General features: G+C 57.4%; 9 protein-coding genes and 1 tRNA gene. 5 read left to right on the top strand and 5 right to left on the bottom strand.

Annotated elements, in window-relative coordinates; all coding sequences use genetic code 11:
* Positions 1-49 precede the first annotated feature (49 nt).
* From metX to IEX44_RS08370, 3 genes are all read left to right on the top strand, one after another.
* Complete coding sequence (gene metX, locus IEX44_RS08360) at positions 50-1,189, top strand: homoserine O-succinyltransferase MetX (protein ID WP_188691721.1); 1,140 nt, start codon at positions 50-52, stop codon at positions 1,187-1,189.
* Entirely contained in the window at positions 1,186-1,779 is a 594-nt protein-coding gene (metW, locus tag IEX44_RS08365; protein WP_188691723.1) for a methionine biosynthesis protein MetW, read from the top strand. The genes metX and metW overlap by 4 nt, the downstream gene beginning before the upstream one ends.
* 176 nt (positions 1,780-1,955) lie before the next feature.
* On the top strand, positions 1,956-2,948 hold the full coding sequence (locus tag IEX44_RS08370) for a Gfo/Idh/MocA family protein (protein WP_188691726.1): 993 nt from the start codon (positions 1,956-1,958) through the stop codon (positions 2,946-2,948).
* On the opposite strand, the gene IEX44_RS08375 is transcribed toward IEX44_RS08370, so the two are convergent.
* From IEX44_RS08375 to gloA, 4 genes are all read right to left on the bottom strand, one after another.
* Positions 2,932-3,720 (bottom strand): inositol monophosphatase family protein, encoded by a 789-nt coding sequence (locus IEX44_RS08375; protein WP_229678913.1) that lies wholly within the window; start codon positions 3,718-3,720, stop codon positions 2,932-2,934. The genes IEX44_RS08370 and IEX44_RS08375 overlap by 17 nt on opposite strands.
* Positions 3,721-3,919: 199 nt before the next feature.
* Positions 3,920-6,307, bottom strand: a complete 2,388-nt coding sequence (locus IEX44_RS08380) for a phosphoketolase family protein (RefSeq protein WP_229678833.1) — start codon at positions 6,305-6,307, stop codon at positions 3,920-3,922.
* Between the two features lie 346 nt (positions 6,308-6,653).
* Complete coding sequence (locus tag IEX44_RS08385) at positions 6,654-8,057, bottom strand: sodium:proton antiporter (RefSeq protein WP_188691729.1); 1,404 nt, start codon at positions 8,055-8,057, stop codon at positions 6,654-6,656.
* An 83-nt stretch (positions 8,058-8,140) separates the two neighbouring features.
* Positions 8,141-8,527 carry a lactoylglutathione lyase gene (gloA, locus tag IEX44_RS08390; RefSeq protein WP_188691733.1) on the bottom strand — a complete coding sequence of 129 codons (387 nt, stop codon included), beginning with the start codon at positions 8,525-8,527 and terminating at the stop codon, positions 8,141-8,143.
* A 146-nt stretch (positions 8,528-8,673) separates the two neighbouring features.
* Between gloA and IEX44_RS08395 the strand changes: the two genes are divergently transcribed.
* Both IEX44_RS08395 and IEX44_RS08400 read left to right on the top strand, forming a co-directional pair.
* Positions 8,674-9,615 carry a sugar kinase gene (locus tag IEX44_RS08395; RefSeq protein ID WP_188691737.1) on the top strand — a complete coding sequence of 314 codons (942 nt, stop codon included), beginning with the start codon at positions 8,674-8,676 and terminating at the stop codon, positions 9,613-9,615.
* A 59-nt stretch (positions 9,616-9,674) separates the two neighbouring features.
* Positions 9,675-9,750 (top strand) — tRNA-Lys (locus IEX44_RS08400).
* Positions 9,751-10,113: 363 nt separating this feature from the next.
* On the opposite strand, the gene IEX44_RS08405 is transcribed toward IEX44_RS08400, so the two are convergent.
* Complete coding sequence (locus IEX44_RS08405) at positions 10,114-10,578, bottom strand: hypothetical protein (protein ID WP_194468905.1); 465 nt, start codon at positions 10,576-10,578, stop codon at positions 10,114-10,116.
* Positions 10,579-10,709 lie beyond the last annotated feature (131 nt).

The raw sequence follows: 10,709 nt of genomic DNA on the forward strand, positions 1-10,709 counted from the left end.
GCCTGCATTACCACAAGAACAAACCTGCATTTAGCCAACAGGACCGACCATGACCAACCCGTCAAGCGTAGGGATCGTCTCAGCCCAGAAGGCTGTGTTCGACCAGCCCATCGCCTTGTCGAGCGGCGTGACCTTGCCGCGCTACGAGCTGATGTATGAAACCTACGGCACGCTCAACGAAAACCGCACCAATGCCATCCTGATTTGCCATGCGCTGTCGGGCCATCATCACGTGGCCGGCCGCTATGAGGAAACCGACAAAAATCCAGGTTGGTGGGACAACATGGTCGGGCCGGGCAAACCTATCGATACCAACCGGTTCTTTGTCATTGGCCTTAACAATCTGGGTGGTTGTCATGGCTCGACGGGTCCGTCGTCCATTGACCCGGAAACTGGTACGCCCTATGGCTCGCGGTTCCCGCTGGTGCTGGTGCGTGACTGGGTTGAAACCCAGGCGCGCCTTGCCGACATGCTGGGTATTCACCAGTTTGCGGCCATCATTGGCGGCAGTCTTGGTGGCATGCAGGCGCTGCGCTGGACCATCACCTACCCGCAACGTGTGCGACATGCACTGGTGATCGCCTCTGCGCCCAGACTTACCGCGCAGAACATTGCTTTTAACGATGTTGCCCGCCAGGCCATCCTGACTGACCCGGATTTCCACGGTGGCGACTTCTACGCCCATAACACCGTGCCACGTCGCGGCTTGCGCCTGGCACGCATGCTGGGCCACATCACCTATCTGTCTGATGATGGCATGGGCGAGAAATTCGGCCGTCTTTTGCGCAGCGGCGAGTACCGCTACAGCTACGATGTCGAGTTCGAGATCGAATCTTACCTGCGCTATCAGGGCGACAAATTCTCTGACATCTTCGATGCCAATACGTATCTCTTGATGACCAAGGCACTGGATTATTTTGATCCGGCCCGTCATTACGGCGGTGACCTGGCGACGGCACTCAAAGAGGCGCTGGCCAAATTCCTGGTGGTTTCGTTTACCAGCGACTGGCGCTTTGCGCCGGAGCGCTCACGCGAGATCGTCAAAGCCTTGCTGGACGCACGCAAACACGTCAGTTATGCCGAGATCGAGTCGGCTCACGGCCACGATGCCTTCCTGATGGAGGACGCGCCGTATTTCAACATCATGCGGGCGTATCTGAACCGCATTGCCGCGGAGGTGAACGCATGAACAACCTGAACCTGCGTCCCGACTTGCGTAATGTGGCGGACTGGATCACTCCGAACGGCAGCGTGCTGGATTTGGGTTGTGGCGATGGCTCGCTGCTGGCCTGGTTGTCAGCCAACAAACGCGTCCAGGGCTATGGGGTCGAGATCGACGTTGAGGGCGTGACCGCTTGTGTCGAGAAGAATGTCGACGTGATCCAGACTGACCTGGAAAGCGGTCTGGGCACGTTCCAGGACAATACGTTTGACTATGTGGTGTTGTCGCTGACGATTCAGGCCATGCATAACATCGAGAACATTCTGGTGGAAATGCTGCGCGTGGGCCGTACCGGCATCGTTACCTTCCCCAACTTTGGCTATTGGGAAAACCGCTGGCAACTGGCGCTGGGCCGTATGCCCGTCTCAGAGACCATCCCCTACGAGTGGTACAACACGCCCAACATCCACCTTTGCACCATCTATGATTTTGGTCTGCTCTTGAAGAAACTGGGGATGAAGGCCACTGGTCAGGTCGTGATGCACCAAGGCCAGAAGGTATCGTTCTTGCCTAACTTGCGTGGCAGTCTGGCACTGGTCCGCTTCGACAAAGCCTGATCTGGCTAGTGTCTGGATGTATAAGGGCTGCCTGGTGCAGCCCTTTTTCATGTCCGCAAAGCAAGTTTGCCGAGCACAGGATTTGATCCTTGCCGGCTGTCCAGTGTTTACCCGGTTCGCCCATCACACCGGGCGGGTTATCATGGCCGGACAAAATCCAGTAAACGGAATGTGCCATGTCCTCCCAAACCATACGCTTTGGCGTGATCGGAACCGGCGGGATTGCCCGTCGTTTTGCCGACGGCCTGCAACTCGTGCCTGATGCCACTCTGGCTCAGGTCTGGAATCACACTGCCGACAAGGCCGCAGCCTTTGCCAAAGACTTTGGTGCGACGGCGGCGCCTTCGCTCGAATCACTGCTGGCCAGTGATATCGACGCCGTTTACATTGCCACGCCACACAACAGCCACGCCCAGTATTGCCTGGTGGCACTCGGTGCCGGCAAGGCCGTGTTGTGTGAAAAGCCGGCCGCAATCAGCCTGGGTGAGCTGGAAGCCGTGCTGGCGCAGGCCGCCGTCAGCGGCAAACTCTTCATGGAAGCCATGAAGCCGCCGTTCTACCCGTTGTATCGCAAACTGCGCGAGACACTGCAAAAAGACCCCATCGGCCAGATCCGGTTCACCCGTGCCGGTTTTGCAATTCCGGAAGCCCAGTCAGGCGGTCGTTTGTATGATCCGCAACTGGCAGGTGGGGGCTTGCTGGATATTGGCGTTTACGGCGTGTTTCTGGCTGTGGACTGGCTAGGCGCAGCAGATGACGTGCAGGTGCAAGGCAAGGTTGAAGGTGGGGTAGACACCTTTGCCGCCATCAACAGCCGTCATCGCAACGGGTTCTCACAGGTGTATTGCGGGTTGGGCGTTGGTGGGTCAGGCGATGCCATGATCGGCGCAACCGGTGGCCACATTGTGATTCACGAGAAATGGTGGCATCCGGAACGCGCCACAATTGTGTACGCCGATGGTCGCAAGGTAGAACTGCATGAACCGGCAGAAGGTGGCGGTCTGAACTACGAAGCTGCCCACTTTTGCGAGTTGCTGCGTGAGGGCAAGCGGCAGAGCCCGATTTTGTCGCATGAGACCTCACGCGCCATGATCCGTTTACTGGATCATGCGCGGGCGGATCTGGGTGTGGTTTACCCGTTTGAACGCGGGCTTATCGGTTCAATCTGACCCAGTCCCGCCAAGGGCCGAACAGGGCAGCGGTGCGCGCGGCAATGGCTGAGCGTGCCATCACCCGGTCGGCCCAGTAATCATCCAGGTTAAGCGTTGCCAACTGGCAGCCGGCTTCTTCGGCGATCAGTGCGCCGGCGGCGTAATCCCATAGTTTTTGCGAGCCATGCAGCATGATGTCGACGCGACCGGCCGCCAGAAAACACCAGTCGATGGTAGAAGCGCCAAAGTTGCGCAGGCTGGCAAACGGAGCGACGGTCACCACGCGGTTGGGCAGGCGGCCGGTGAGGTGTTTGGTCTCGACAATGGCCACGCCGTCACCAGTCTGGATGTCCGGCGCAATCAGCGGCAGCGGTTCACCGTTGCACCACGCACCCTGGCCGGCCGCCGCGTAATAACACTCGTCAAGCACTGGCAAATACACCACCCCCAGCGCAGAGCGGCCTTGCCGCATCAAGGCAATGGAGATCGCGAAGTACGGTAGCCCATGGATAAAGTTGGTGGTGCCATCGATAGGGTCGACGATCCACAGGCCATCCGGGTTCTCTTCCAGCAGTTCCAGTTGCTCCGCCGTGGTCATTTCCTCGCCCAGGACCGGGCAATTGACGATCTCCGGCAGGCCTTTGACCAACGCAACCTGGCTAGCCAGATCAGCTTCGGTAAACGTGCTGCCATCGTGTTTGCGCCCGCCGGCTACTTTCAGGAAACGAGGCATGACTTCGCGCGCGGCAACGTCGCGGGCAAGGTCACAGATTCGGGTCAGTAGTTCCAGGTCAGACACAGGGCACTCCGGCTTGGTGGCTCAGTGCTCGATTGTATGCGAGCTCCAGAGAATGTACTGTCGGAATTTGCCGCACCGCAATACTGGTTTTCCAGGCGGCCTGCGTTTTGTCATGGCAAATGCTGACAAGACCCAATAAAAAACGACCCGCCTGAGCGGGTCGTTTGTGTTGTGAAACAAGAGAAACAGCTTAGTAAGGCCACTTCCAGTCGCGCACTTCCGGCATGTCATCGCCGTGCTCATTGATGTAGTGCTTGTGTTCAATGAGTTTGTCTTCAAACTTCTGACGCACGTGCGCACCCTTAACGGCCAATTCCGGCACGCGGTCGATCACATCGATGGCCAGCGAGTAACGGTCTACCTGGTTCATCACCACCATATCAAACGGCGTGGACGTCGTGCCGTTTTCCACATAGCCGCGTACGTGCAGGTTGTCGTGACCGTTGCGGCGATAGGTAATGCGGTGGATCAGCCACGGGTAGCCATGGAAGGCGAACACGATCGGCTTGTCAGTGGTGAAGACCGAGTCGAACTCGTGATCATCCAGCCCGTGCGGATGCTCCACCTTCGGTTGCAGGGTCATCAGGTCAACCACGTTCACGAAGCGGATCTTCAGGTCCGGGAAGTGCTGGCGCAAGAGATCGGTTGCGGCCAGTGCTTCCATGGTTGGCACATCGCCCGCGCAAGCGACGACGACATCCGGTTCAGCGCCTTGATCGTTCGATGCCCAATCCCAGATGCCCACACCCTTCGTGCAGTGCTTGATGGCCTGATCCATGGTCAGGTATTGCAGCGCGGGCTGTTTACCTGCGACCACCACGTTCACATAGTGACGTGAGCGCAGGCAGTGGTCGGTCACCGACAACAGCGTGTTGGCATCGGCTGGCAGATAAACGCGGATTACTTCGGACTTCTTGTTGACCACGTGATCCAGGAAGCCCGGATCCTGGTGCGAGAAGCCATTGTGATCCTGACGCCAGACATGGCTGGTCAACAGGTAGTTCAGCGACGGTACTTGCTTGCGCCAGTGAATGTCACGCGTGGTTTTCAGCCACTTGGCGTGCTGGTTGAACATGGAGTCAATGACGTGGATAAAGGCTTCGTAGCAGCTGAAGAAGCCGTGACGGCCAGTCAGCAGATAGCCTTCCAGCCAACCCTGGCAAGTATGTTCTGACAGGATTTCCATCACGCGGCCGTTCTGCGCCAGGAAGTCGTTATCAGCGTCTTCGGCTTTGTAATCGGCTTGCCACTGTTTGCCGGTGACTTCATACACATCTTGCCAGCGGTTGGATGCGGTTTCGTCCGGGCCGAAGATACGGAAATTCTTTGCGTCCAGATTGTCCTTCATCACGTCGCGCAGGAACTTGCCCATCACGCGGGTGGCTTCGGCATTGGTCGTGCCTGGCTTTTTGACGTCAACTGCGTATTTACGGAAGTCCGGCATTTTCAGATCGCGCGAGACCTGGCCATGTACGTGCGGATTGGCGCCCATGCGCAGTTCACCCTTCGGTGCCAGTTCCTGCAGTTCAGGCTTGAGCGCGCCGTCATCAGTAAACAGTTCTTTGGGCTTGTAGCTCTTGAGCCAGTCTTCCAGATTCTTCACGTGCTCCGGTGTCATATCGGAGAACGGCACCTGGTGGCTGCGCCAGTAATCTTCAACTTTCTTGCCGTCAATGGATTCCGGGCCCGTCCAGCCTTTGGGGCTGCGCAAAATGATCATTGGCCATTTCGGACGGGTCAGCGGCTTGCCAGCTTTTTGTTCCTTGAGCGCGTTTTTGCGGATGGCCTCCAGCTCATCAAGTACGGTGTCGAGCGTGGCGGCAAAGCGCTGGTGCATGTCGGCATAGTCATGGACATCTTTACCCACTTCTACAAAGTGCGGCTTGTAGCCATAACCTTCGAACAACTTTTGCAGTTCATCATGCGGAATGCGCGAGAGCAGCGTCGGGTTGGCGATCTTGTAGCCGTTCAGATGCAGAATCGGCAGGACAAAGCCGTCGTCGATCGGGTGCAGGTATTTGTTTGAGTGCCAGCTGGTGGCTAGCGGGCCGGTTTCGGCTTCACCATCGCCCACGACGCAAGCAACGAGCAGGTTCGGGTTATCGAATGCCGCGCCAAACGCGTGGGAAACCGAATACCCCAGTTCACCGCCTTCGTGCATGGAGCCCGGGGTTTCTGGCGCCACGTGGGACGGAATGCCACCCGGGAACGAGAACTGTTTGAACAGGCGCTGCATGCCATCGGCAGTCTGGCCAATGCTCGGGTAGACCTCGCCGTACGTGCCTTCCAGCCAGGTATTGGCCACGAGGCCCGGGCCGCCATGGCCAGGACCGGCAATGTAGGCTACAGACAGGCTGCGATCCTTGATGACCCGGTTCAAATGTACATAAACAAAGTTCAGGCCCGGTGTGGTTCCCCAGTGACCCAGGAGGCGCGGCTTCACATGTTCGCGCTTGAGTGGTTTTTTCAGGAGGGGGTTATCGAGCAAGTAAATCTGGCCAACTGACAGGTAGTTAGCGGCGCGCCAGTAGGCGTGCATCTTGTCGATGAGGTCCTTGGGAAGAGCTTTTTGAGCCACGGTTCACCTCGTTCTGGTTGTGATTGCAAAACTGGTCTGGCGGACTTTCTTTGCGCTGCAAAGCTTTTGCCGGGTTGTAGTCAGTTTATGCCGTTTACATGAACGGTTTCTGACCTGGATCAACACGTCAGGATTGGCTTTTGATCGCTGTGACAAAGTTACTGGGTAACCTTAGAACAAACTTTGAGAAATAGAGAGAAAGTTACCAGATAGGTTCAACGGCCAAATTCACGGATCAAAAGAAAGTGCCGTGAAAATTATCATGGCATATTTTGAGAAATATGCCTGGCAGGCAGAAGGCAGCGGTAGACCGGATCGCGGGCAGATTGCGGCGCGATCCGCCAGATCAGAAGTGAAAGAAGATCAGCGTAACCAGCAGGAAGAGTGGCAGCAAAATCGCGCCCGACCAAAGCATGTAGCCAAAGAATCCTGGCATGTTCACTTTGCTTTGTTCGGCAATGGCTTTGACCATGAAGTTGGGCGCATTGCCAATGTAGGTATTCGCACCCATGAACACGGCGCCCATCGAAATGGCCAGCAGGGTCGAGGCCATCGGGCCCATCATGTGGGCCGCGTCGCCATGCGCCAGATTGAAAAACACCAGGTAGGTCGGTGCGTTATCCAGAAAGCTCGACAACAACCCGGTCATCCAGAAATACATACCATCAATGGGCTCGCCCATCTCGTTACTGACGAGATTCACCAGCCCGGCCAGATGCCCCTCGGGCCCGGCGCGCAAAATGGCAATGGCGGGTGCAATGGTAATGAAGATGGCCGCAAAGAGCTTGGCCACTTCCAGAATGGGAAACCAGTTGAATTCGTTGCCAGCGCGGATCTGCTTGGGTGTCAGCCACAGCGAAACCAGACCAAGCGCCAGCAAGAGAGCATCGCGCACCAGGCTTTGCAGACTCACTGTCGTGCCATAGATATCAACCTGTACACCGCTGTTCCACAGCCCTGACAACAATACCGCGCCGACGACGCCAGCAATCAGCAAGATGTTCCAGGTGCCATAGAGCTTGAGCGGCTGCGGTTTTTCGGTGGCGACCGGGGCGGGATCGCGTTGCCAGAAATGCCGGTCGAGGAAATAGAACAAGGTAAGCAAAACCGCGGCGCAAAACGCAACGGAGGGCAGCATATGCTGCACCGTCCACATAAACGATACGCCATGCAAAAAACCCAGGAACAGCGGCGGATCGCCCAACGGGGTAAGCCCACCACCAATATTGGCAACCAGGAAAATAAAGAACACCACCACGTGCACATTGTGCTGCCGATGCGCATTGGCTTTAAGTAAAGGGCGGATCAGCAGCATGGCTGCGCCTGTAGTACCCATGATTGAAGCGAGGAGCGTCCCCAGCGCTAACAGTCCGGTGTTGAGCGCAGGTGAACCGCGTAGCGTGCCCCACACCAGAATCCCGCCTGAGATGGTGTACAGCGCAAACAGCAGCAGCATGAACGGAATGTACTCGCCTACCAGCGCGTGCACGACGTTATGCAATGCGGCATCAACACCAAACACACCGGCAAAGGGGACCAGAAACAACGCCACCCAAAATGCGGCGATCTTGCCGAAATGGTCATGCCACAGGTGCGGTGCGACCAACGGAAAGATCGCAATCGACAACAACATGCCGGCAAACGGAATGGTCCAGGCCAGTGAAAGACTGGCAGCCGCAGGCTCTGCGCCAAAGGCCAGCGCAGGCAACATCATCAACAGCGGAACAAGGCGTTTATAAAGAAGCGGCATGAGTGGGGGTCTGGATTCAATCCATCTAGAAGATAGCAAGGCCGGGCGGGTGCCCGGCTCGACTGGATAACAAGTGAATCCGATCAGGTCTTTTTCTGAATGAATTCGATTTTGTAACCATCCGGGTCAGCCACGAATGCGATCACGGTCGTACCATGCTTCATCGGGCCGGGTTCGCGGGTCACAGTGCCACCCTTTTGACGAACTGCTTCACAGGTCGCAAAAATATCGTCGGTTTCCAGTGCAATATGGCCGTAACCGGTACCCAGGTCGTAATGATCGGTATCCCAGTTGTGGGTCAATTCAATAACGCTGGTGTCGCTTTCATCGCCATAGCCGACAAAGGCCAGCGTGAATTTGCCATCCGGGTAGTCATGCTTGCGCAAAAGGCGCATGCCCAGAACTTCGGTATAAAAGGCAATGGAACGATCAAGGTTGCCGACGCGCAGCATGGTGTGCAGCAAACGCATGGATAATAACTCCGTGTCTATCAATGTATATAAACCGCCCAAACGGGCTTGCCCGGACGATAACAGGCCAGCGCGTACCGGGCCACGTAAATTGATAACCAATCACAATCTGGCTGGTGCCGATTCAATAAACAAGGAAGATCTCCATGAGTTCCCCGCAACGTGTCGCGCTGATTGGCGAATGCATGATCGAACTACAAGAAGAAAGCGGCGGGCTTTTGCGCCGAACCTTCGGGGGCGACACGCTCAATACCGCGGTTTATCTCTCCCGCCTGCTTCAAGGGCACGCGGTGGACGTCAATTACGTGACCGCATTGGGCGATGATCCGCACAGCGCCGCCATGTTGGCTGCCTGGCAAGCTGAAGGCATCAAAACCGATCTGGTCCAGCAACTCCAGGGGCGCGTACCAGGCCTGTACATGATTCAGGTCGATGACACTGGGGAGCGCCATTTCAGCTACTGGCGCGATACCAGCGCTGCCAAAGCGTACTTCGAAACGAACGTCACGCCGCTGGAAGCCGCACTTGCCGAGATCGACGTACTGTATTTCAGCGGCATCAGCCTGGCCATCCTGCCCGCCGCTGGCAGGGAGCGGCTACTGCATGCCGCCGCCGCACTGCGCACGCGCGGCGGCAAAGTCATCTTCGACAACAACTACCGCCCCCGACTGTGGCGCGATGCGGCTGAAGCGCGCCAATGGTATGAGCGTGCCTACGCCTGTTGCGACATCGCCCTGATCACGCTGGATGACGATATCGCCATGGCGGCGCAGGCCGTGAGTGCTGAACAAGCATTGATCAACGCGCTGGCGCTACCGGTGGCAGAGGTCGTGGTCAAACAGGGCGGTAGTGACACGGTCGTACGCCTGGCGGGTCAGCCCCCCCAGTCTGTCAAACCGACTCGGGTTGACAAGGTCGTCGATACCACGGCTGCAGGTGATTCTTTCGGCGCCGGTTACCTCGCTGCCCGCCTTACCGGCCACAACCCCGCTGAAGCCGCAGCCACGGGCAATACACTGGCCGGAACGGTGATCCAGCACCGGGGTGCCATTATTGCTACACAGGCCATGCCCAACATCAAACTGTAAAAAAGTGCGTCAATGCGCTTGACAGGTCGGGAATGCCTATATAGTATTGCGGGCTCGTTGGGCTGTTAGCTCAGTTGGTAGAGCAGCGGACTCTTAATCCGTAGGTCGAGTGTTCGAGCCACTCACAGCCCACCAGCGAATACAAGCAAAAGGCCACTCTGCAAAGAGTGGCCTTTTGCTTTCAGCGCGTGTGTAGGCACTGTATAGGCTTTTCCAGAGGCTACAAAGCGCAGGCCCTGCCTACCGTGAAAGATGCCTTGCGGTTTCGCCATTTCTTTCGGGGTAGTTTTCACCCTATCCGGTCGGCACACGTTCGCAAAAGCCCCGCAAGCTGCGTAACTCATCCTGCATCGCCCTCGAATACATCTCGTGTTTCCACGCATTACGGGCGCAGGCCATCTTGCCGCGCGTGGTTTGCGGCCCGGTGGCGTGCTGCCATGGCTTCCATTGACGTATTAGCGTAGCCCGCGGCTCGATGTTCCGGAGTTCTGAGGTAGCTCACGTCTGCCTCCTGATAGTTCGTTTGAGACTTTTTCCGGTTTTCCCGTGCGCGAGCGTATCGTCGCCAGCAGGGGCTGGCTTATACGTGGTGGGTGGTGCGTTGTTCACCTGCTGCGGGCCGTGTGCGATGTTGGCCTGTTTCACGAAGGCGACCGGGCGCGGGTTCTTGATGTCGGCCAGGGCTTCCAGGCTGGCACGGCATTGTGCCTGCGCCTTGAGCGCCAGCCGCAGCAGCGTGTCCATTTGTTGCATGAGAGGGTTCTGGATGGCTTGCGTGGCCAGCCGGTTGAATGCCATGTCCAGCGTGTTTGCCTGAGTCAGCAGCATGGTTTCAATCTCCGCCATGTTGCCCGCTTTCATGGCGTCGGCCTGGTGCTGAAGCGTTTCCATGTAGGCGGTCGGGTCGATGTCCGTACCAAAGACGGTTTTACCGAACTCGCGGCCTGTCGCCGTGCCGCGCACAAGGGCGCTGGTGGCCGTTCGGACCATTGCCGTGGCATCGTTTTCACCTGTCTGGCGGACAACCTGCAGCGTCCCGGAACGTGACGTTTCAGGTGCGTTGTCGGTCGGGTTCAGTGTTGTAGCTGCCTGTG

Source organism: Silvimonas amylolytica (genome assembly GCF_014645555.1).
In the GTDB taxonomy this organism is placed as follows: Bacteria; Pseudomonadota; Gammaproteobacteria; order Burkholderiales; family Chitinibacteraceae; genus Silvimonas; species Silvimonas amylolytica.